We start from the raw sequence: 21,024 nt of genomic DNA on the forward strand, positions 1-21,024 counted from the left end.
TTACTCATGAAAATCATTCTTGTCTTTTTCAAACCTCACTGTATCTTCAGTTTGTAATTGAATAGGTCTCTTCGTTTGAAAATTAAGAGGTAATCTGATCAATGCATCTTTTAAATCCTTTACTCTGAGTGGATAGATCGGCTCTAGAAAAGGCCTTCCTAGTGATTTCAATCTGAGCAAATGGATGAGTAAGAAGCTGAAACAAAGCACAACTCCAAGCAATCCCCATAGATGAGCAAAAAGGAGAAACGGAAAACGAATTAGACGAATTGTATTGCCCATTCGGTAAACAGGAGTTGTAAAAGAAGCAAGTGCGGCTAATGCAACAATTATTAGCAAAACATTACTCGTTAATCCCGCTTCAACTGATGCCGTTCCAATTACGATCCCCCCAACGATACCAATCGTCTGACCAACCTTTGTAGGAAGTCTAGCTCCAGCTTCTCTTAACAATTCAATTGATAACTCCAAAAAAATCGCTTCGAGGATAGGAGGAAGTGGAATTTGTTGCCTCGAACTCACTAGCGTACTTAATAAATCACTCGGAATAAGCTCATAATGATAAGTTAGTGTAGCCACATAAAGTGGCGTAACCAAAATTGAAAATAGTACCGCAAATATTCGAATTAGCCTGGCAGTAGAAGCCACGATCCAGTTAACAAAGTAATCTTCAAATGCAGAAAAAAACTCGACGAACGTCGTCGGACCCAGGAGAGCCTGTGGTGAACCTTCTGATAAAATGACGACTTTTCCTTCACAAAGTCCCGATGCTGCACGATCAGGACGTTCAGTATCAACAAGTTGTGGGAAAGGGGAGTTTTTATCGTCTGTAATGTATTGCATAATAATGGAATTATCCACAACTTGATCAACGTGGATGCTGTTTAAGCGCTCTTTCACTGTATTTACATTTTCCTGATTCGTAATCCCTTCCAAGTAAAGCACAACTACTTTTGTATGAGTGAGCTTCCCTATTGTTAATTCATAAGCCTTTAGCTCATGAACAGGCAACCTCTTCCGAATTAAATGGACGTTTTTATCGAGGGATTCTACAAATGCTTCCTTTGATCCCACAACCGTGAACTCCACCTCGGGCTGGGCTACCTTTCTTGAAATGTCTGTGGGAGATGGAATTAAAGCACATTCGTCAGAGACTTCACTGAATCGAATAATGAGGTAACCGACCATCACTTTCTCACAAACGACCGATAGATCATCTGTTATGATGATTCCTGGAATAGGGACATTCTCCTTAACATCTGCTAGAGAAGCAACCTTGTGTTTCCCCATAGGCTCAATTACTTTTTCACTTAGTTCTTTCTCGTTCACTAACGTTTTGAAGTAATATATATAAAATGCCGTACCAGTCTTCTCACTTTTAAAATGCAGAAAGTCTCCAGAGGTTTTTAAATTAGCTATAAGTTGAGGCAAGTTCTTTAGTTTATCAGGGTTATGGCGTTTTTTTAGCCATTGAAACATACAATCACCACACATTCATCCAATCCTGTACGTTAGTGTTTGCATGATTCATTTGATTATCCAGATTTGGACATAAAAAAAGAGCGCCAAATGGCGCTCTTACTGACCTTGTGCTAATGAATAAGCAATTTTCCCGTTAAATCGATAGAGGTTTTCGAGCTTGATCCAATCAAGCTGTTCATCTTCTATTCGTGAAAGTAATTCACGAATCTCTGATTGCTTGACTTGTTTTCCCTCTCCCTTTTGGAAGCGGCAACGCCAATGGTCTGATAAGAATGTTTCAGAGAAGCCATCAGGATATACTTTGACACCTCGGTTTGTCATCATTACGAATTCAAACGTATCTCCCGCTGCTCTTTCAAGCTTTTGACCAATTTCGTCAACAGTTAGGGTATTGTTGAATAAGAAGACATCTGTTCCATCTAATTCACGTTTCACTTCATGCTTAGGACGTTTAATATCTTTTTCTTTTTGAATGGTTTTGTTGCTATAAGTAACTGGTTCAAGAGTAGATGGAGATTGTCCAAGACGTTCAACGACTGCTGCAGCGAATTCTTTCGTTCCTACAGAAGCTTTCCCTCTTGCCATGTCACCAGTCAAAACACCATCCTCAATCGTTTTCAACCAAGCATTATGAACTTTTTGGGCAGCTTCAGGCTGTCCAATATGAACGAGCATCATGATCGCTCCATGTAAAAGTCCAGATGGGTTTGCAATTTCTTTTCCAGCGATATCAGGAGCACTTCCGTGAATCGCTTCAAACATCGCGATTTCATCGCCGATATTTGCAGACCCCGCTAGCCCTACACTACCTGCAATTTGAGCTGCGATATCTGAGGCAATATCACCATAAAGGTTAGGCGTAACGATGACATCAAATTCTTCAGGTGTATCTGCAATGCGTGCCATACCGATATCAACAATATAGTGACTAGATTCGATATCCGGATATTCTGCTGCAATTTCTTTAAATACTTGATGGAACAATCCGTCACTCAATTTCATAATATTATCTTTCACTAAGCAAGTAACTTTCTTGCGATTGTTTTGACGAGCATACTCAAATGCATACCGAACAATACGTTCAGAGCCAGGACGAGAAATAAGCTTTAAGCTTTGAACGACATCAGGCGTTTGTTGGTGTTCGATTCCTGCATAAAGATCTTCTTCATTTTCACGCACGATCACTAGGTCCATGTCTGGATGTTTATTTTCGATGACTGGGCTATAAGATACACAAGGGCGAACGTTTGCATACAGTCCCATAGCAGTTCTAATCGTAACGTTTAAGCTTTTATAGCCTCCACCCTGAGGTGTTGTAATCGGTGCTTTCAGAAATACTTTTGTTCGACGTAGTGACTCCCATGCTTCTTGTGGAATCCCAGTAGAGTTCCCTGTAAGATAAACCTTTTCACCTACATCGATAAACTCTGGGTCTATTTCAGCACCTGCTTTTTCTAAAATGTGCATTGTTGCTTCCATAATTTCAGGACCTATCCCGTCCCCTGTCGCAACTGTAATCGGACGCTTCTCTGCCATGGTTCTCTCTCCTTCTCTCTGGTCAATCTCAAAGATTCTATGATTAAACCATTTATGTTATCGCTTTCCTTCGTTATTATAGAAATCCTGTTGTTTTTTGTCAATTTAGCAAGTTACAGCAACAACGTTTCTTATAACAAAAAGAACCTCAATCAAGAGGTTCAAAGCTTCTTCTTGCGGAAGAGATACCTGCCCCACGGAAAACGAGCACCCTGAATCGGTAATCCCCACCACTTTCAATGAAAAAAGTTTTATTTACTGAAGTGCTTTCACATCGTCAACGATCTCTTCATATGGAACGTTCGAAACACCTTCATATTTCTTTACGACGATTCCTTCTTTATTAATAAGATAAAAAGAAGTACCGTGAGTAAATTGGTCAGAATTTGGGTCAGGCAATGCTAAGGTTTGGAAGCTATTCTTAGCAAATTCTTGTATTTCATCACCATTATAACCAGTTAGAAAATGCCAGTTAGACAAGTCAGCATCGAACTTTTCAGAGAATGCGACAAGCTGCTCAGGTGTATCACGCTCTGGGTCAACGGTGTAAGATACGATTTCTGCATCTACATTAGCTTTGGCAAGTCTATCCTGAATTTTAGACATATTGGATGTCATCGGAGGACATACAGTATCACAATTTGTAAAAATGAAATTAGCAAGCCAAACGTCACCTTCTAAATCCTGTAATCCAAATTCACTATTTGTATGATCCGTATATGTAAAATCTTCTACCTTCCAGTCAAGATCGTCGGGTACATCTTTCCCACATGCAGCTAACAGCACAAGCCCAATAAGACCCACTGTAAAAACGAGTTTTTTTCGCATTTCTCTCTTCCCTCCATACTAAGCTTTCTCCTTATACCATATCTGAAATAGTATCAGCTTGCCATACGTTTTATGCGTATTTTTTGATCATTTCATGAAATAAAGAAAAGCCCGAACGATGTATTCAGGCTCACTTCTCTTTTTGAACATTTCTTACGATGCTGGTCGCTAGTTTTCGGGGCATCAAACGAACGGAATTTGCCATCAATCGATTCTGCCCCCCAGGAATAATAACACTCTTCCCTTTCATAAACCCTTCGTATCCTAATTTAGCAACAGCTTTTGAATCCATTGCTCCCATATCGAATAATTTAGATTTACCTAAGTCAGCTCGGTCTGCAAAGTTTGTTTTAGTTGGGCCAGGACAGAGTGCCGAAACTGTTACTCCAGACCCTTTCAATTCATTTTCGATCGCTTCTGAAAATGAAAGCACATATGCTTTAGAAGCATAGTAAACTGCCATCAACGGACCAGGTTGGAAGGCTGCTGTTGAAGCTACGTTCAATATCTTACCGTGTCCTCGCTCTGACATCCCTCTTAGAAATAGTTTCGTTAAGTGCGTTAGTGAATTGATGTTAAGATAAAGCATGTCCATCTCCTTCTGTAGATCATTATCTACAAATTGACCAAACAACCCTACACCTGCATTATTAACGAGGATGTCAACTTTTTTTCCAAGCTTTTGTACTTGTGAATAAACTTCATTCGGTGCATTAGGTTTTGAAAGATCGCTTACGATAATATCGACTTCGACACCATCCTTTTTCAATTCTATAGCATTCTCTTCTAACTTTTCGTTATTTCGTGCGACAAGAATTAAATCAATGTTCTCCTTCGCCATTAATTTAGCAAAATCATATCCTAAACCACTGGATGCCCCAGTGATCAATGCTGTTTCTTTCATTTTATAAAACCTCCATTATTTCAATTAGTTTAAACATTTAAACATTATATGTGCTAAAAAGTAGAAGATTTAAAAACATGCATCTTCTACCTTATCTAACAAGTGTTTTAAGGTTGCCACACTTTCTTCTAATTGCAATGAATAATAGCGTGTTGTCCCTTGTTTAGAAGCTGAAACAAGTCCAACTTCACGAAGAATTTTCAAGTGATGGGAAATCGCTGGTCTCGACAACGTTGATTTCTCAGTGATTTCATTTACACTTAATTGATCATGGTCACTTAGAAGCATAATGATATCCTGTCTATATGGATCTCCTAATGCTTGAAAGATCGGTGTACTTTTACGAAAAAGTTCAATTGCACCGTTATGTTCCATTTCTTTACTCATAGCAAACACGTCCGTTCAAAAGTTTAAACATATGATCTAATATGATAATAAGGAAAATAAAGACGGTTGTCAACATTAACCGACCTTTATTTTCTTAAAATGCTCAATTCTAACGATCTTCTGATGCCTCTTTGTCCATGAGACAATTTTCATCCTGGTAATCAACTTGTATCGTTAAATGCTCTAAATTTAGTTCTTCGACAAACTCCTGGATTTTTTTCTTCAGATCAATAATCTCCATTTTTCCGAGTGACTCTTCCACAACAATATGCGTACTTAGCACATGCTGTTCACCATCTAATGACCATAGGTGAGTGTGATGAGTAGAGATGATACCAGGAAGAGCAGCAATTTTGTTTTTAATTTCTTTGAAATCTACACCTTCTGGAACAGCGTCTAGGAAGATCATGACGGTTTTCTTAAGATTTTTGATAACGTTGAATAAGACATACACCGTAATCATGATTGAAAGAATCGGATCAAGAATCGGTATGTTCTTAAACATCAATACAATGCTTACGATCAACACTGCTACCCAGCCTAGTACGTCTTCAAGAAGATGCCACGTCACAACTTTTTCATTCATCGACTTACCGCTTCTGAGTTTAAATACAGCAGCGCCATTAACAAGAATCCCTAGGATTGCTAGGATCAACATACCAGTTGCCTGAACTGGCTCTGGATCTAGGAGGCGAGGGACTGCTTGCGTTAAAATAAAGAGTGAGCCAACTATGAGAATGATGCTATTGATAACAGCACCAAGCAACGAGAATCGTTTATATCCAAAGCTAAACGTCGCATTGCTACCTTTCTTATTGGACTTCTTTTGTAGATACCAGGATATACCTAGGGACAACGAGTCTCCTAAATCATGAAGAGCGTCAGATAAAATCGCCATACTGTTTGTTAATAGGCCACCTATAATTTCAATAATCGTAAACCCTAAATTCAGAAAAAATGCTGTTTTAATATTTTTAACAGCGTTGTGATGATGGTGGTGTCCCATTTTATCCCTCTTTTCGATCAATTTCCATACCATTCGCCTTTATTATGTATACCTTACAGCAAAACTTTTATAACATAAAAAAAAAGACCCTCCTCTTTGGAAAAGTCCTCTTATACATTACCAAAAGCCCAAATCCAGTAGGCGACTCCCCATACTGCGCTGATTATTAATAATATGATAAGCAATCGAATATTTTTACTCCTCATTCTTAAGTCTCTCCTTTTGACTCTCTACCTTTCTTTCTTTGCGTTTCAACATATATAGAAAGAAACCAAACAGACCAAAAACCACAAAGAAGAGAACCGTCGACATGACGACCAAAATCGTTCCAATGTCCATCATCTCGTCCACCTTCCTACAAAAACTATGTTATTCTCTTAACCACTATAAGATAAATAGATCGAGAATGCACCTATTACTACCATTGTGATAAAAGGCAGAATAAACGCAAAGAAAATAACAGCTGATTCTGTCTTATGCTGCATAATTTTAGCTAACATTCTTATTCCCCTCTCGCACTTGCTACCAACATTATAACGTTGACCCTCTTTATACAACATCCGATTTTATGAACGTTTCAAAACTTTTTTCAACATAAAGTACTAATCATGGCATGCATGATTAATCGCTTGACTCAGTAGAGCCATCACGTGCTTATCATCTGGTGAATAATAAATGCTTGTTCCGGCTCTACGAAACTTTACGAGCCTTAAGTTCTTCAAGAACCGCAGTTGATGGGAGACGGTGGACTGAGATAATTGTAGTCCTTCTGCTATTTCACTTACAGAGCATTCATGATCAGCTAGAAGATTTAAAATCCGAATTCGTGTAGGATCCCCGAGAGCTTTAAACGTTTGTGACACGATAAACAACGTTTCTTCATCTAGATCCAAATTCTCAAGGATAACGTCTTGTTCTTGATTATCCATAACTCCTCCTCCATTCTATATGAATATACGTTCATATATTATCTTGTTGTCATTCTATGTGAAGAGTGAATCTACTGTCAACCTACGTAAGAATGTCACGGTTCCTTCACACATTCCTTTTGGGCATTGTTGTATTTCTATTCATTCCTTCTTACAATGATGGTAGACACTGCTAACTAATGAGATTTTCTTAAGATATGGTATGATGGGTATGTTGATTTACTACTTACTGGCTTATGAAATATAGATGGAGGTGTTCCTTATGTGGGAACAATTAACGAGCACGTTTTCCTTTAGTGCTCTATGGAGTCCTGGATTGATGGTAGCAGCCATTTTTGTGGCTGTACTTTACCTACTAGTAACAGGGCCATGGAAAAATTCATTTAAAGATTCAGCTCCTTTTCCCTTGTACAAAAAGCTGTTCTTTCTTTTAGGCGTATTTATTCTCTATATTGGATTTGGAGGACCACTGTCCTTGATGGGACATTTACTCTTAAGTATCCATATGACAGAGATGGCGCTTGTTTATCTAATCGCTCCGCCATTGATGATTATCGGTACTCCAGCATGGGTTCTAAGGCCGCTTCTCAACATCAAGGTCGTACACAAATTAGTAAAATTCTTTACATTTCCAATTATATCTTTGCTCTTATTTAACGGTTTATTTTCTTTCTATCATATACCTGAAATATTTGACTACTTGATGGTTAACTATACGGCTCAGGATATTTACAAAGTCGCACTAATCTTATCTGCATTTGCAATGTGGTGGCCACTTGTTTGTCCCGTCCCAGAATATGATACGTTATCAGGAGTTAAAAAGCTTGGATATATTTTCGCAGACGGTGTTCTGTTAACACCTGCCTGTGCATTGATTATCTTTGCAACAACACCATTATATACTACTTATACAGATCCAACAGTTTGGGCTACTGCAATGGGGTATTGTGTTCCAGGAGGGACAGTTGTACCTCCGGAGCTTTTCTCACAATTTAAGCCCCTAGGGATTATGGAGGACCAGCAATTAGGTGGAATCATCATGAAGATCATTCAAGAGATTTCTTATGGTTCTGCTCTTGGCTATATCTTCTTCCAATGGGCACGAAGAGAAAGAGAGAAAGACGATGAAGAGTTACAATCAGCTAATTTCAGAATGACAGAAGTATAATTTAAACAGGCAGTGAAGAAGTCTCTTCACTGCCTGTTTCTATTTAGATAACCGTCGTAATATCAAAGCGCGAAGCGCAAAACCTATTCCAACGCCTACCCCAATTCCTATTATCGGAATGAATGTAGGTGCGATTGGTGAAGGAATGCTTGAGTAAATCACTCCAATCGTTGAAAAATACGCTGCTGAAACAAACGGTAGAGTTAAATACGGTGGAGTAGGCAATCCTAATCGCTCATAAGCCATGACATAACTCTCAAAGATTGCAAACAAATAGATACATGGATAAAACATGGCCCATTCATAATTTGTTACGTCGATTGCTAGCCCAGATTTTCCTTGAAAGCTATACATGATGTTCAAATTCAAATTCGATTTCACATTGATCACAAATTCTAGAATGATGAAAAATCCACCTCGTATATACGCTCGATTAAGAATTTGACCAAACCCTGGAAACGCAATACTCCATAACAATATTTCAATAGGAAAGAGTTTTCTTTTCAACTTATCACCAGCTTCTCAAACCAACTTGTACACCATTACTTTTTCCAAATAAATGGGATTGATTCTTCATGCTTGGAATTATTTTCAGAATTAGCTTGTCACTCTTTGCCACATACTACAGATATCCATATTAAATAAGGAGGCTGTAAGTATGCTGACAACCAATCAGCTTCGTTCATTTAAAACAATCATAAAAAGACGTTTAGCAGAAATTGCACAACAGGAAACTTCTGAACAAGAAGACTTTGGCCTATCGCAAGCTCTTGTTCAACAATCTACTGGCGAGCTTTCAAATTATGATAACCATCCGGGTGATACAGGAACGGAACTTTTCGAGAGAGAGAAGGACCTTTCGTTAGATGAGCATTTAAAGCAGGAGAAAGCCGAGCTTAACCTTGCGCTACAAAGAATAAACCAGGGGAAATATGGAGTTTGTGAAGTATGTGGAAGGGAGATTGCTGTAGAACGCCTTGAGGCGATGCCTACTGCCGTAACGTGCGTAGACCATTCACCTTCAAACCACACATCACAAAATCGGCCAGCTGAAGAAGATACGCTAGGTCCACCGTTCGGTAAATTCGATAACGACAATAAAGATGCAAACTTCTTTGACTCAGAAGATTCGTGGCAACGTGCAGCTAGTTATGGCACGTCAGAAACCCCGTCGGATTTCATCGATCCTAAAAAAGATTACGACAACATGTACGTCGAATCTAATGAACCGTATGGGTATGTGGAAGAGATCGAAACGTTTATCACTTCTGATATCAATGGCAAGCCAACAGGAATCATGCCTAACGAATCACATGAACGATATGAAGAGACGATGGATGAATATGAACAGAGCATGTTCGAAGGGTCATTGGAGGATTCAGACTATAAGTAATTAAAAAACGCCGATCCATGGCTATCATGGATCGGCGTTTTTTACATTTCTTGCGGTGCATGTAGACCGAGTAGTCTCAAACCTTCTGTTAACACGACTGATACTGCCGCAACTAAGTTGAGTCTTGCTTCTTTTTGTAGTTTATCATCAAGTATTCTTACCTGTCCGTAGTACTTATTAAAGGACCTTGAAAGATCTAATACATACTTTGCCACTAGTGATGGATCATAGTCCCTCCCTGCTCGTTGAATGACTTCAGGAAAATCATTTAGGAGCATAATGATCGGCCATGCTTGTTCATCGTCAACACCCTGGACCTCACCTTGTGAATATTGCCCTTTGCGTAAAATCGAACATGCTCTCGCATTCGTATACTGAACGTATGGTCCTGTTTCACCTTCTACTCTCAGCATGCTTTCAAGTGAAAAATCGATGTCATTGCGACGATCATTCTTTAAATCATGGAACATGACTGCTCCTACACCTACATGTTGTGCAATCATGCTTTTATTTTGGAGGGTAGGATTTTTTGATTCAATATTAACATTAGCAAGCTGAATGGCTTCTTCTAGCACTTCTTCAAGAAGGACAACCTTTCCCTTCCTAGTAGACATCTTCTTCCCATCTTTTAACATCATCCCGAACGAAATGTGATGCATGTGATCTGCCCAATCAAACTCAAGTTTTTTCAACACCTCAATCAGTTGCTTAAAGTGCAAACTTTGTTCATTTCCTACTACGTATAAGGACTGGCTGAATCTGTATGTTTCATACCGATAGATCGCTGCGGCCAAATCACGTGTCGCATACAATGTCGCTCCATCTTTTTTCTTTATTAAGCATGGAGGAAGGTTATCATCTTCCATTTCAACGACTAGAGCTCCTTCTGATTCTTTTAGAAACCCTTTGTCATTCAGTAGATCTACAACACGGTCCATTTTATCGTTGTAAAAAGCTTCGCCATTCGTTGAATCAAAAGAGATATCCATCAGATCATAAATCCGATTAAATTCTTGTAAGGATTCTTCTCTAAACCACTTCCATAACGCTACAGCTTGCTCATCTCCATCTTCAAGACGCTTAAACCAACCTCTTCCTTCGTCTTCTAGCGCAGCATCTTTCTCAATTTCTTCATGGAATTTAATATAAAGAGTTAACAACTCTTTAATTGTATTTTGGCGAACTTTCTCTTCATCTCCCCACTTTAAATAAGCAGCTATCAACTTACCGAACTGAGTTCCCCAATCTCCAAGATGATTAATTCGAACCGGCTCATATCCTATTTTGTATAAAATTAGTGCTAGTGAATTTCCGATAACGGTTGAACGTAGATGCCCCATTGAAAATGGCTTCGCAATATTAGGTGAAGACATGTCGATTGGGACCTTCCCACCTTGACCAACATCGCTTGTCCCATACGATTTTCCACCCTCTAAAATTTTGCCAATAACTGCAGAAGAAGCGTCGCTTTTCTCTAAATAAATATTGAGATACGCTCCTACAGGCTCACATCTTTCAATCGCAGGATGTTCAACTTTTTCAGCTAGTTCTTGAGCAATTTGTTGAGGGGACCTTCTCATTATTTTGGCAAGATCAAAACAAGGAAAGGCAAAATCTCCATAGCTTTCTTGACTTGGTTTTTCAATTCGTTTCATGATGATCTCGTATTCAACCTTTTTCTCGATTGCATGATACAGTTCATTTGCAAAGATGTCTTTATAATTCAACTCAGGTTCCTCCTCTTTAACTAAACAAAAAACTCCGCCTCTATATAAAATAGAGACGGAGTTCTTCCGCGGTACCACTCTTATTGCCTGGTCATAACCAGTGCCAACTTAATTTCCGTAACGGGGAAACCGACCATTCCTACTAGTTGTTCAGAACAGTATCTTGAAAGTCCGGTTCATGTATGCCTCGGCTCCAGGCTCACACCATCCCCGGATCGCTTTTCCCTTAACAAACACTACTCTCTTTCGCATAGACGTTAGTATATTACTAATCAGTATAGCTAAATGACGCAAAAAATCAATACGTTTCTGATAATTATCCTGAATGTTGTTCCTTCCGTTCTCCATCGGATATACCTTCTTCATATGCTTCCCGATAAATAGAGGTCATGTACATATAAATCAGCTGTCTTACTTTAGGTTCAACGTTGACGACTTCTAAGTGCTTCATACATCGATCTACAGCGAGCTTTTCCTTTTGAGTGTTTCTAATCGTCATCGTAAGAACCACCTTCCGATATAGTTAATTATATTATACAATACTTAAACAACAAGAGACTATACATTCGACATAAGTTATCATAACCTTCATAAAAATGATACAAAAGCCCAGCAATATCAATCTTTCATCTGAGACTTTTTTCATACTCTCCTATTATCCAACTTCTTCAGTCATACAATTATTGAACATTGGATATACAAAGAAAAAACGAGAATGTGCCCTCAGAGCTCATTCCCGTTCTACTTTTTCCATCTCTTCAATTTTCGGTTCTTTTGATCCGTGCCACGCATAAGCTACGTTGTACAACTCGCCTTCGTCAACTAAGTTCCAAGTGAGTTCATCTTCCACAACAAGTTTCTTCGCTTCACCTTCACCCTCTGGCTGAACAAAAACATAGTATTCATGATGGTGGCTTTCTTTACTAACGATTTCCCCTCGTTCAATGTGCTCTTCATGGACATATGTATACTTCCCTAGTAGAAGAGCTCCAGCGATTACAATGAAACTGCCTATGATTAGATTGGTTAATTTCTTTCGATCCATATTTCCTCCATTTTAGTAGACGACATTCGTTTACTAATAAGGTACCACAAAACTCGGTTTAGTAACAAAATTCGACTTGTATGTTTAACACAAAATCTCGCAGGGTATCGATTACTATAAGCCGAACATACTTATTACTTTACTTACAAGGAGGAACAGCATAATGGCTAAGAACTCTCAATATCAACCGATACATGAAAAAGGTTTTGAATTAAGTGATGCACAAGAAGTTGCATACGCTAAGGAATTTAAGAAAGCAGATATCGCAGGTGGCATTCGCAAAACGAAAGTAAAACGAGCTAAAAGCGAAAATCCTGATCTATTAAAATAAGAACTAAGAAAGAGTCATGCATTTTGCATGACTCTTTCTTAATTATAGAGGAACCGGGCTTCAGCTTTCCCGATGCCGTAGGAGTTTGTATACCGCTTGCTTTCCTGCGGACGAACGCCCGAGCCTATTAGCGAAAAAAACGTCGCTGTGGGGGCTCGGTCGGAATACATTTCTGAAAGCTACTTTGTAATAAAAGATCTTGAATTGATGAATTATTTAATTTAGTTCATTCACATAACAACGTTGATTGGAGCGGAAATCCCTCCACACATTCATGAGGCAACCAAATTAAATTAGTGAAAAAATCAATCCTCCTGCTTTATGAATGCATCATACCCCTTCGCCTTTAATTCGTTACAGAGCTTTAATGCATGGCTTTTTTCTTTAAACAGGCCTGCTTGTACAACATACCTTGATGGCTTCATAATTTTAATAGTAGAAAGTGCTACGGACTCGGCTAGCTTTAGACGAAACGAGTGTGTACGAAGTTTTGCCATGTCCTCATTTGAGTCTAAGAAACCGTATTCTACGATAATTGTCTCAACTGTGCCTGTTAAGCGGTGCATGTAGTAGTAATCCCGGTTGTCACTACCTTTCCTAGAGAATATTCTCCTTAAAGGCATTCCAGCTTCCTTTAAAGCCTCACCTGCAGCTGTCGCAAGCATTCCATCTGAATAGATTGAGTGGATGACTTCTGCGCCAGTTCCTCCACCCGCATTGAAATGATTGCTAATACAAATTGAACCACCAGATCTCTTGACTAGATTCGTACGGTTACCAGGTGTAAGCCCCTTATCTTCACTTCTAGTTAGTATCGTTTGGACCCCAAGCTTTTTAAGGAACAACTGCTGATGCAACGATACCTCTAGCGTCCAATCCTTTTCTTTTATTCCTTTTGCACATGCACCAGGATCTATTCCTCCATGACCTGCATCGATAATAATCATTTGTCCTCACTCCTCATTTATAGTTTCCTTCCTCTATATATCGATTTAAAAAAGGAAAAAGGGGCACCTCTGTACAAATACTTATAAATACCTGGAACCTTTGGTAGGAAATACCGTCTTTAAGAGTAAAAGGATACTAAAAGGGCTGATAAGATGAATAAAAGCGATCTCAACTTAATAAAGCAAAAAGATATTTCGTCGTATACCACTGTCCAAAAAACGCAGCTGATCGAACAGTTAATGTCACAGTTTGGTGAATCCATACTTAGACTTTCTTATACATATGTAAAAGATTGGGGGAAAGCTGAGGACATCGTTCAAGAAGTTTTTCTAACATGCTTCCTGAAACTTGATACATACCGAGGAGAAGCTTCCATAAAAAATTGGCTATACCGAATTGCGGTCAATCGCTGTCATGATTACGTTCGAAGCTGGTCATTTAGAAACATAATCCCTAGTACGATGCTTAAATTAATGAATTCGCATGATTCATCTCCTGAGTTATTACTCGTCCAAAATGAAGAATCTTTAAAGTTGCGTAATGAAATATTGAAGCTCCCTATTAAATACCGTGAATCATTTATTCTGTTTTATCATGAAGATTTATCAATTAAAGAAATTAGTCACCTTCTCGATACAAAGGAAGCTACAATCAAATCACGCCTGCATCGCGCTCGGCGCCTGCTCGAAAACAGCCTGGGTGGAGAAAGTGAGTGAACGACAACATGAAAACAAACGATTTGAAAAAACAGGTGAAACGATCACTGTTTCAGAAAGAGCATTTCACTGAAGCAAAAAAAGAAAAAATGCTCGAAAATATCCTTATCCAGCACTATTCTGGACGCCCTAGAAGAAAAAGCATGGTACTTGAATGGGTTGGTATCGTCGCTTGCCTCCTATTACTTGTTACGACCACTTTTCAATTAACAGGAACCGAGATGTGGTTTCCTACAAGCAATAATTCTGCAGAGGAAGCCCTTGATTCACCATATATCAGCGCAGCATATATGAAGCGCTCTACAGAAATAGCAAAGCGAGATACCGATATTCTCGATGTTACCTATTTCGCGAAGGGAACGACACTTCATTTGGAGTTAATGGTACCTGAGACGCTTTCAGAAGCTAAGATGAAGGAAGCGGCTAATACCTATCTGACATTATTATCGCACCTCTATATCGAAGAATATAATGGACTTGGCGATCTTTGGCGGTACTACTCAGTGGATATCATCATCACTGCAGAAAACGAATATGTGATTCAAAATTACTTTGATGAAAACCAAGATGCGATTTTGTTGAAAGGTACGAAAGCAAGAGAAGATACTAGCATCAACTGGAATTCAACAAACTGATTTTGACCAAACGAAAAGCACAACCTCTCCGGTTGTGCTTTCTACTATCTATTGACAGCTTTTCGTTCTTGAAATTTGTAATCTTCTTCATTGATAAAGTGAAACGAACTTGCTGACGCATCCTTTTCAATTGTGCGTTTCTTCTGTTTACTCCTCCGCTTTATGCCTGCCTGTCGATTTATTGTCTGCTTATACCCTTCAAGGGCAATATTCACTGAAAAGATAACGAGCACGAAGAAAAGAATTGGGATAAGCGGAATCCATGTATTATACGGAAGATATTCATATGTAGAACCAATAAGACCTGACCACTCTGAAGAGACGGACCGATATTCATCCCCTAACTCTGGATCTGGAGAAAAAAGTGTACCTCCAAAGAATAATTTGAGCAATCCTAGATGAAGCAATAGAATGAACACATTGATTAACTGTTGAAGGAATATGATGGTCATTCTTGGCCACAAATGAGGCAAGATGTGCCTGAATAAGATACTTATCTTAGAACCACCAAGAATTCTGGCTCCTTCAATATAGCTCTTTTGCCAAAGCGAATTTGTTTCATTCGATATAAGGACTGTGGTGGTTGGAACAGCGACGGCTGTTAATATAATGACTTCAAAAATCGCTCGCTCATAGAAGGTATATTGAAACGTGCCCTCCATCCCGTTCTCCATCAACACACCACGTAAAATAAAATAACTCAACAAAGAAATTGGGATATACTGCATAGCGTCAACCATCCCCGACGATACTCTAGATATTTTTCTTGTGAAAGTACCAGAGATTACTCCCGCTACAAACGACAACGCTATCCTCATACAGGCTACTAGAATCGCTATCCCAATCGTGTATTTTGCACCGATAATGATTTGCTGAAACAGGTGAAAGCCTAATTGATCTGTCCCAAAAGGTGGTACATGTGTAGGTGGTAATGGAGCTTTATCGATTAAATTTCCATCCTCATTATAGAGCAAGAAGGTTTGTGGAATATGGTCATCATAGGCAATCGAATAGTAGACGCTCCCACCAAAGAGTAGTAATAGTACGATCATCCCGATAAGAAACATTGGATTTTTAATCACAGCTAGCAATTCTTTTCCCCCCTTTCATTATGACAATGCCTCTGCTTTTGAAACGCGTTCTGCAAGTAGTTGGTAGAGTGATAACATGATGAAGATTGGCACAAAAAGAAGAAGTGCACTTGCCGTAAAAATTTCAGCTGTCGGATTGCGATACATAAAGCGTATAATTCCGTTTAAATTAAAAACGAACTCCATTATGAATAAATTAGAAAGCGCAAACCAAACGATCGATTTAGAATGAAAATAAATCGGTAATAATGCATTCCTAAACATATGAATAAACACGAGTGCAGAACGAGTTACACCCTTTGTTTTTGCCAATTCAATATAAGGCTTATCTGCTTCTTCCTCCAAAACATGCAACATTATTCGATAGAATAGTAAGGATGGCAAAATCGATAATACGAGAATAGGTAACGCGTAGATTCGTTCAAAAGACGCAATATCAACGAGTAGAATGCTTGTCTTCTTATAAAACCAAATGACACCAATCTGTACAACTGCGAGAACAAAAACATCAGGTAATGATTCGAACAAAAATAATCCTCGCTTTATGATTCGTTGAAAAGGTCGTGGAAGCATAACCGTGACATATGCTGAACCTAAGCCTACTAAGAAAGCAATCAGTAAAGCACTGAATAGCAAGATCAACGAATAAGTCAGATATGTAAAGATTTCAGGAAATAAAGCATATTGATTGTTTCCAATTCTAAACGTGAGCTCATCATAATGAATAAGGTTCTGTACAGTAGATGTTAATCGATCCACATATCCCCCAATATCAAGTTTCATGCCATCAAACAAGCCTGGTAATGCACCAAGTAACAACACACCAATAAATGAAGCTAGGAATTTCACCCCGAATCGGTTGATCCCTCTACTCATATAGATCCCCTTTCATAGCCTATCTATTTCTACTACTCACTCTTAAAGACGTAAACTATTCCCAAAGGTTTCAGTTTGAAAAGATGAAATTTCAATTTCTGTCAGTGATGAATTTTCTTAAGTGTGAATAGGTTGATAAAAGTAGCATTATGAGAGGAGGCTTTTCTATGAACAGCTCACTTGAGATGATCCGAAAAATAAATGGCATAACAGCACTCAAAAGTCATTTCACTACCCTCATCGAACAAGATCGAAAGCTTGCCGCTTTACAAGTTAACGATGAAGAGGTTTCATTTCCAACCCTATATACACTTTCATCCTTAATAACTACTAATCAATTAACTAAGTACTTATCTGACAGAAATAAGGTAGCACTCGCACTTAGAAAGGATATTCTAGCTAAAGAACGATCTCCGGCTACACCTTTTCCATACTCAATATGTGAAACCCCTCAACTCATTCACTCTGTTCTAAAGTGGATTGTTGACACGGGAGCTAACGAGAACTTGAACTCCAAATATCGCTTCGTCTTAGATCGTTCTGCAGGCTTATTAACAACGATCTATCATGACCCTACTGATCTTCCTGCTGTTTCACAATTATTGTTTAAGAGAAACCATGATAGTCATCAAACACATTATTTAACCTGGGCATATTTTTCTTCACAAAATTTTAGTTGTTTGCTTCCTATCGGCGAACGATTAGCATCGGGGGACGAAGCTGAAAAGGAATTCGCGTTGGAACTTCTCCATTTTATTCCTGGTATAGATGAAGCTAAAGAGCCTTACGTTCATTTTAGAAACTGGTATGAAGAAAACCTTCCATACCTTGTTCTAAATGAAGATAGCTATGAGATGACCGCTCAATTAGAACCTTATTGTGTTGATTATATGTTGAAATATAAAGAGCAGCAGACGAATACTAGATATCATGACGAGGAATTCAAAGCATTACCATCAGAAACACAAAAGATACTTGGAGATTTCTCATATAAGTTAAGGAAGTATTCTCGCTCAGAATGGAAGGAATGGTTAAATAGACCTCTAGATGCGCAGGTTCAATCGATTGAGGAGGTAAACCATGATACTTATAGGAGGTAAAAAGGTAACTATTGATAATTTTGATGAACGCATGATTCAAAATCAATTTGAACGAAATGTATTAGAAGCTCTACTCAATAGTCCCACCACACACACCTACCGTTCTCGGGGAGAAGTTTTGTTTGAAATGCAATTTCGGTCAGCTATTACAGCTAGCGCTCGGGAGCTTTATTATAGTGGGGCTCAGTTCGCAGACTTTTACAAATCAAGATGCAATCCTATGTTTTGGGACCTTTTACCAGATGGGGCGTTTCAATTAAAACCAGGAATTCCCCCTTCCGAAGCAATCATCGATATTTTTCGAAACGGAAGAATTTATGCGTTCGAATGTGCGACAGCAATGATTATCGTATTGTACAAAGCTACTTTAAGGATGCTGCCACCCGCTAAGTTCAACAGTTTATTTGCAGATATTCGTTTATGGGGATGGAAGTATGATAAGGACCTTCGTATTGTTCATAACATACCACCACAATACGTTCCAGGCGATATTCGCTATGTTAAAAACCCTGATGTGAACCCTCTCACACCAGAATGGCAGGGGGAGAACATAGTAGATATGGGAGATGGTACTTTCTTCGGTCATGGACTTGGGTTTCGTACACTACCAGGTATTATAGATGCTCTTGCTCGTAGAAGACGCCCCGGGGCTATGAGGATGCCTTACCTCCTTGAAACAGCGACTCGACCAGGCTTCTCTTATCTATATCAGTTTGCAACAATGCGCCACGAAGAACGTAATCAAAACGTATTGCTATTTGACGATCAGCTATCAAATACATCTGTGTCGATCGACGACTACAATCAGAATCAAGGTGAATTATTAAAAGAATATATTACGATTCGTTTTCCTGAAGCGTAAAGGACATGTTCATTCTCCCTTTCATATAGATGAGTGCCCGCTACTCTTTAAATGGTTCTGCATATAGTATAAAAAAACGGACGGTGCAGACCATGGAGACATACCCTACACTTTTAACATCACGTTTAGTGCTAACTGCTCTGCATCCAAATGATGTCGAGCCTTTACTTGCTATTTTCGGAGACCCGCTTGTTACGTTTTATGATACTGGCGAAATCATGAAAACTAGAACACAAGCCATCCATTATATCAATGCTTTCAAAGACCCTTCCTCTATCGCTACAACAAACGCCATTCGCTTTGCTATACGTCTGAAAAGCAACAATCAACTGATTGGCACCGCCGGTTACCAAAACTGGGATCGCACATCGTCCAAAGCTGAGATAGGAGCTGTACTTGCAAGGGAATACTGGCGAGGAGGCTATGGGATCGAGGCAGCAAAGTCCATTATTGATTTTGGATTTAATAAGATGAGGTTGCACAAAATCTATGCTCAAACGATTCAAGATAACGAACCAGCCGTTAAACGTTTAAAACAACTGGGGTTCAAAAAAGAAGGATGTTTCAAAGAGCATATCTTTCTCCATCAGAAATATTTTGATGTTCTTGTCTGCTCCTTGTTCCATAAATAAAGCTCCTCCCGTTCATTTGGAAGGAGCTCATCATCATGCCGTTTTCTTTGGTGGTGGAGATAAGAATGCTGCAATTGTACCGAGGATCGGAAAAATCAAAATCAGTAACAGAATCTCTGTATATCCACCAAACGTATCGTAAGCTACACCAAAAGGTAAAGGACCAAAAGCTGAACCGATTACCATCGTTGTAGTAGCAATACCTTTTATACTACCTAGATTTTCTCTCCCAAAGTAATCTGGCCAGATAATATTGAGTGTGATCCTTTCAATCCCTCCGATAATCCCCCAAAGCACTCCGAATCCAATAGCAAGAATATAGGTATCTACTTGAGTTAATAAAAGAATAAAAGCAATTTGTCCTATGAATGATAGTCCCAATACGATATGGACATTCACACGTTCAAGGATAAATCCAGAAGCCATCGTTACAGGAAAGCCAACGATCGCCATTATACTCAAGATCAAAGCGGCCGTTTGATTTGGAACCCCTTGCTCTCCTAATATTGAAAAGAGGTGAAAAGTAAGCCCAGTATTTACGAGTGCAGGAATACTTACACAAAATAAGATTAACCAAAAAGCCCTTGTTCTCATAGCTTCCTTTACAGTCCAGTTCGTTTCGAAACCTTCCTCTTCTTCCTCATCCATCTTCTCTTCCTTCCTTTTAGCAAGTCTCTTTTTAGAAACTGCATTATCGGGAAGCAGACCGATATCTTCTGGCTTGTTTCGAATGAAGAAGAAAACCACTGGTAGAAAAATAATAACGATTGCCCCAGCAAGAATTCTCCAGGCATTCTCCCAACCAAACGAAGCGATTAACCACGTATTTAGAGGTGGAAACGTGGCAGAACTTAAAAACCCACCTATAGCCATGAAGCTTAGTGCTCGTCCTCGTTTAAGGACAAACCATTGTGGCACTAGCGTATTCGGTACAAGAGTCATAGATCCTTGTCCAAACAAACGCAGCATAAAAAAACCAATGAATAACATGACTGGTCCAACTACAAAACTGTTCCATAAACAAGCTACAGCGAGTAGCGAACCTACAATGAGCATCATCCGTCTTTGTCCAAATTTATCTACCATTCTACCGATAATAAATAGTAATAAACCTGCCGCTAGGGTAGCAGAAGAATAAATACCAGAAACTAATGAACGACTCCAACCAAAATCTGATATATAGTGATCAATAAACACAGAAACCCCATAGGTCTGTCCTGGACCAGAAAAGAAAACACCTACGGCAGCAGCTGCGACGATCAGCCACCCATAGAAAAATGGGGATTCCTTTTGCTTCGAAGATTGCTGCATTGTGAATCTCCTCTCCTAAAGGTATTAATTCCCATTCTACAGAAGAGTACAGATAACCCAAAGTACTTTGTCTTTTTGAAGAAAATTCAACCATCTTGTAACCTTTTAATATGGTAT

At 39.0% G+C, this 21,024-nt stretch carries 25 protein-coding genes and 1 other annotated feature; of the genes, 8 read left to right on the forward strand and 17 right to left on the reverse strand.

All coding sequences use genetic code 11. The features are described from left to right. The 9 genes from LCM09_RS17375 to LCM09_RS17410 all read right to left on the reverse strand — a co-directional run bounded on the left by LCM09_RS17375 (nt 1) and on the right by LCM09_RS17410 (nt 7,072). Nucleotides 1–1,479, reverse strand: a complete 1,479-nt coding sequence (locus tag LCM09_RS17375) for a spore germination protein (protein ID WP_224884533.1) — start codon at nt 1,477–1,479, stop codon at nt 1–3. Nucleotides 1,480–1,578: 99 nt separating this feature from the next. Then, nucleotides 1,579–3,018, reverse strand: a complete 1,440-nt coding sequence (locus LCM09_RS17380) for an NADP-dependent isocitrate dehydrogenase (protein WP_224884534.1) — start codon at nt 3,016–3,018, stop codon at nt 1,579–1,581. Nucleotides 3,019–3,273: 255 nt separating this feature from the next. Continuing rightward, a complete protein-coding gene (locus LCM09_RS17385; protein ID WP_224884536.1) occupies nt 3,274–3,846 on the reverse strand; it encodes an SCO family protein in 573 nt (190 codons plus the stop codon). Between the two features lie 130 nt (nt 3,847–3,976). After that, nucleotides 3,977–4,750: an SDR family NAD(P)-dependent oxidoreductase gene (locus LCM09_RS17390; protein WP_224884538.1), complete on the reverse strand. Its 774-nt coding sequence runs from the start codon at nt 4,748–4,750 to the stop codon at nt 3,977–3,979. A 69-nt stretch (nt 4,751–4,819) separates the two neighbouring features. After that, on the reverse strand, nt 4,820–5,137 hold the full coding sequence (locus LCM09_RS17395) for an ArsR/SmtB family transcription factor (protein ID WP_224884540.1): 318 nt from the start codon (nt 5,135–5,137) through the stop codon (nt 4,820–4,822). A 109-nt stretch (nt 5,138–5,246) separates the two neighbouring features. Then, nucleotides 5,247–6,176, reverse strand: a complete 930-nt coding sequence (locus tag LCM09_RS17400; RefSeq protein ID WP_224884541.1) for a cation diffusion facilitator family transporter — start codon at nt 6,174–6,176, stop codon at nt 5,247–5,249. Between the two features lie 162 nt (nt 6,177–6,338). After that, nucleotides 6,339–6,485, reverse strand: a complete 147-nt coding sequence (locus LCM09_RS17405) for a hypothetical protein (RefSeq protein WP_224884544.1) — start codon at nt 6,483–6,485, stop codon at nt 6,339–6,341. Nucleotides 6,486–6,520: 35 nt separating this feature from the next. Further along, nucleotides 6,521–6,643: a hypothetical protein gene (locus tag LCM09_RS20850; protein WP_263623060.1), complete on the reverse strand. Its 123-nt coding sequence runs from the start codon at nt 6,641–6,643 to the stop codon at nt 6,521–6,523. Nucleotides 6,644–6,745: 102 nt separating this feature from the next. Beyond that, nucleotides 6,746–7,072 carry an ArsR/SmtB family transcription factor gene (locus LCM09_RS17410; protein ID WP_224884546.1) on the reverse strand — a complete coding sequence of 109 codons (327 nt, stop codon included), beginning with the start codon at nt 7,070–7,072 and terminating at the stop codon, nt 6,746–6,748. 262 nt (nt 7,073–7,334) lie between these two features. Between LCM09_RS17410 and ctaG the strand changes: the two genes are divergently transcribed. Beyond that, entirely contained in the window at nt 7,335–8,240 is a 906-nt protein-coding gene (gene ctaG / locus LCM09_RS17415) for a cytochrome c oxidase assembly factor CtaG (RefSeq protein ID WP_224884548.1), read from the forward strand. 39 nt (nt 8,241–8,279) lie between these two features. Here ctaG and LCM09_RS17420 read toward each other — a convergent pair whose 3' ends face one another. Beyond that, nucleotides 8,280–8,747, reverse strand: a complete 468-nt coding sequence (locus LCM09_RS17420; protein WP_224884550.1) for a hypothetical protein — start codon at nt 8,745–8,747, stop codon at nt 8,280–8,282. Nucleotides 8,748–8,898: 151 nt separating this feature from the next. Between LCM09_RS17420 and LCM09_RS17425 the strand changes: the two genes are divergently transcribed. Next, nucleotides 8,899–9,633, forward strand: a complete 735-nt coding sequence (locus LCM09_RS17425) for a TraR/DksA C4-type zinc finger protein (RefSeq protein WP_224884552.1) — start codon at nt 8,899–8,901, stop codon at nt 9,631–9,633. 41 nt (nt 9,634–9,674) lie between these two features. On the opposite strand, the gene argS is transcribed toward LCM09_RS17425, so the two are convergent. The 3 genes from argS to LCM09_RS17440 all read right to left on the reverse strand — a co-directional run bounded on the left by argS (nt 9,675) and on the right by LCM09_RS17440 (nt 12,405). Beyond that, on the reverse strand, nt 9,675–11,360 hold the full coding sequence (gene argS, locus LCM09_RS17430) for an arginine--tRNA ligase (RefSeq protein ID WP_224884554.1): 1,686 nt from the start codon (nt 11,358–11,360) through the stop codon (nt 9,675–9,677). 48 nt (nt 11,361–11,408) lie between these two features. Then, nucleotides 11,409–11,621 (reverse strand) — a binding site (T-box leader). A gap of 55 nt (nt 11,622–11,676) precedes the next feature. Beyond that, complete coding sequence (locus LCM09_RS17435) at nt 11,677–11,859, reverse strand: hypothetical protein (protein ID WP_224884556.1); 183 nt, start codon at nt 11,857–11,859, stop codon at nt 11,677–11,679. A 231-nt stretch (nt 11,860–12,090) separates the two neighbouring features. Next, entirely contained in the window at nt 12,091–12,405 is a 315-nt protein-coding gene (locus LCM09_RS17440) for a hypothetical protein (RefSeq protein ID WP_224884558.1), read from the reverse strand. Nucleotides 12,406–12,568: 163 nt separating this feature from the next. Between LCM09_RS17440 and LCM09_RS17445 the strand changes: the two genes are divergently transcribed. Beyond that, a complete protein-coding gene (locus LCM09_RS17445; protein WP_224884560.1) occupies nt 12,569–12,736 on the forward strand; it encodes a YfhE family protein in 168 nt (55 codons plus the stop codon). Nucleotides 12,737–13,041: 305 nt separating this feature from the next. On the opposite strand, the gene LCM09_RS17450 is transcribed toward LCM09_RS17445, so the two are convergent. Continuing rightward, complete coding sequence (locus LCM09_RS17450; RefSeq protein ID WP_224884562.1) at nt 13,042–13,683, reverse strand: N-acetylmuramoyl-L-alanine amidase; 642 nt, start codon at nt 13,681–13,683, stop codon at nt 13,042–13,044. Between the two features lie 153 nt (nt 13,684–13,836). Here LCM09_RS17450 and LCM09_RS17455 point away from each other — a divergent pair, with 153 nt between their 5' ends. Both LCM09_RS17455 and LCM09_RS17460 read left to right on the forward strand, forming a co-directional pair. Next, nucleotides 13,837–14,400: a sigma-70 family RNA polymerase sigma factor gene (locus LCM09_RS17455; RefSeq protein WP_224884564.1), complete on the forward strand. Its 564-nt coding sequence runs from the start codon at nt 13,837–13,839 to the stop codon at nt 14,398–14,400. Next, nucleotides 14,397–15,035 carry a hypothetical protein gene (locus LCM09_RS17460; RefSeq protein WP_224884565.1) on the forward strand — a complete coding sequence of 213 codons (639 nt, stop codon included), beginning with the start codon at nt 14,397–14,399 and terminating at the stop codon, nt 15,033–15,035. The genes LCM09_RS17455 and LCM09_RS17460 overlap by 4 nt, the downstream gene beginning before the upstream one ends. Nucleotides 15,036–15,079: 44 nt before the next feature. Here LCM09_RS17460 and LCM09_RS17465 read toward each other — a convergent pair whose 3' ends face one another. Then, entirely contained in the window at nt 15,080–16,117 is a 1,038-nt protein-coding gene (locus tag LCM09_RS17465; RefSeq protein ID WP_224884849.1) for an ABC transporter permease, read from the reverse strand. Between the two features lie 27 nt (nt 16,118–16,144). Beyond that, on the reverse strand, nt 16,145–17,002 hold the full coding sequence (locus LCM09_RS17470) for an ABC transporter permease subunit (RefSeq protein WP_224884567.1): 858 nt from the start codon (nt 17,000–17,002) through the stop codon (nt 16,145–16,147). 167 nt (nt 17,003–17,169) lie between these two features. Between LCM09_RS17470 and LCM09_RS17475 the strand changes: the two genes are divergently transcribed. Genes LCM09_RS17475 through LCM09_RS17485 form a run of 3 tightly spaced genes read left to right on the forward strand, consistent with a single transcriptional unit; the run spans nt 17,170 to nt 19,596 of the window. Further along, nucleotides 17,170–18,102 carry a hypothetical protein gene (locus tag LCM09_RS17475; protein ID WP_224884569.1) on the forward strand — a complete coding sequence of 311 codons (933 nt, stop codon included), beginning with the start codon at nt 17,170–17,172 and terminating at the stop codon, nt 18,100–18,102. After that, nucleotides 18,083–18,964, forward strand: coding sequence for a protein-glutamine gamma-glutamyltransferase (locus LCM09_RS17480; protein WP_224884571.1), 882 nt, complete (start codon nt 18,083–18,085; stop codon nt 18,962–18,964). Before LCM09_RS17475 ends, LCM09_RS17480 begins: the two co-directional genes overlap by 20 nt. Before the next feature lie 29 nt (nt 18,965–18,993). Continuing rightward, nucleotides 18,994–19,596: a GNAT family N-acetyltransferase gene (locus tag LCM09_RS17485; protein ID WP_224884573.1), complete on the forward strand. Its 603-nt coding sequence runs from the start codon at nt 18,994–18,996 to the stop codon at nt 19,594–19,596. A gap of 33 nt (nt 19,597–19,629) precedes the next feature. On the opposite strand, the gene LCM09_RS17490 is transcribed toward LCM09_RS17485, so the two are convergent. Beyond that, the gene (locus LCM09_RS17490) at nt 19,630–20,907 is read right to left on the reverse strand and encodes an MFS transporter (protein WP_224884575.1); all 1,278 of its coding nucleotides are present in this window, start codon (nt 20,905–20,907) and stop codon (nt 19,630–19,632) included. Nucleotides 20,908–21,024: the final 117 nt, after the last annotated feature.

This window comes from Guptibacillus algicola, from assembly GCF_020171805.1.
Taxonomy (GTDB): domain Bacteria; phylum Bacillota; class Bacilli; order Bacillales; family Guptibacillaceae; genus Guptibacillus; species Guptibacillus algicola.

Bases quoted from the DNA above. Each gene is read 5' to 3' on its own strand.
- LCM09_RS17375 (WP_224884533.1), bottom strand. From the start codon at position 1,479: ATGTTTCAATGGCTAAAAAAACGCCATAACCCTGATAAACTAAAGAAC.
- LCM09_RS17380 (WP_224884534.1), bottom strand. From the start codon at position 3,018: ATGGCAGAGAAGCGTCCGATTACAGTTGCGACAGGGGACGGGATAGGT.
- LCM09_RS17385 (WP_224884536.1), bottom strand. From the start codon at position 3,846: ATGCGAAAAAAACTCGTTTTTACAGTGGGTCTTATTGGGCTTGTGCTG.
- LCM09_RS17390 (WP_224884538.1), bottom strand. From the start codon at position 4,750: ATGAAAGAAACAGCATTGATCACTGGGGCATCCAGTGGTTTAGGATAT.
- LCM09_RS17395 (WP_224884540.1), bottom strand. From the start codon at position 5,137: ATGAGTAAAGAAATGGAACATAACGGTGCAATTGAACTTTTTCGTAAA.
- LCM09_RS17400 (WP_224884541.1), bottom strand. From the start codon at position 6,176: ATGGTATGGAAATTGATCGAAAAGAGGGATAAAATGGGACACCACCAT.
- LCM09_RS17405 (WP_224884544.1), bottom strand. From the start codon at position 6,485: ATGATGGACATTGGAACGATTTTGGTCGTCATGTCGACGGTTCTCTTC.
- LCM09_RS20850 (WP_263623060.1), bottom strand. From the start codon at position 6,643: ATGTTAGCTAAAATTATGCAGCATAAGACAGAATCAGCTGTTATTTTC.
- LCM09_RS17410 (WP_224884546.1), bottom strand. From the start codon at position 7,072: ATGGATAATCAAGAACAAGACGTTATCCTTGAGAATTTGGATCTAGAT.
- ctaG (WP_224884548.1), top strand. From the start codon at position 7,335: ATGTGGGAACAATTAACGAGCACGTTTTCCTTTAGTGCTCTATGGAGT.
- LCM09_RS17425 (WP_224884552.1), top strand. From the start codon at position 8,899: ATGCTGACAACCAATCAGCTTCGTTCATTTAAAACAATCATAAAAAGA.
- LCM09_RS17435 (WP_224884556.1), bottom strand. From the start codon at position 11,859: ATGACGATTAGAAACACTCAAAAGGAAAAGCTCGCTGTAGATCGATGT.
- LCM09_RS17440 (WP_224884558.1), bottom strand. From the start codon at position 12,405: ATGGATCGAAAGAAATTAACCAATCTAATCATAGGCAGTTTCATTGTA.
- LCM09_RS17445 (WP_224884560.1), top strand. From the start codon at position 12,569: ATGGCTAAGAACTCTCAATATCAACCGATACATGAAAAAGGTTTTGAA.
- LCM09_RS17450 (WP_224884562.1), bottom strand. From the start codon at position 13,683: ATGATTATTATCGATGCAGGTCATGGAGGAATAGATCCTGGTGCATGT.
- LCM09_RS17455 (WP_224884564.1), top strand. From the start codon at position 13,837: ATGAATAAAAGCGATCTCAACTTAATAAAGCAAAAAGATATTTCGTCG.
- LCM09_RS17470 (WP_224884567.1), bottom strand. From the start codon at position 17,002: ATGAGTAGAGGGATCAACCGATTCGGGGTGAAATTCCTAGCTTCATTT.
- LCM09_RS17475 (WP_224884569.1), top strand. From the start codon at position 17,170: ATGAACAGCTCACTTGAGATGATCCGAAAAATAAATGGCATAACAGCA.
- LCM09_RS17480 (WP_224884571.1), top strand. From the start codon at position 18,083: ATGATACTTATAGGAGGTAAAAAGGTAACTATTGATAATTTTGATGAA.
- LCM09_RS17485 (WP_224884573.1), top strand. From the start codon at position 18,994: ATGAGTGCCCGCTACTCTTTAAATGGTTCTGCATATAGTATAAAAAAA.
- LCM09_RS17490 (WP_224884575.1), bottom strand. From the start codon at position 20,907: ATGCAGCAATCTTCGAAGCAAAAGGAATCCCCATTTTTCTATGGGTGG.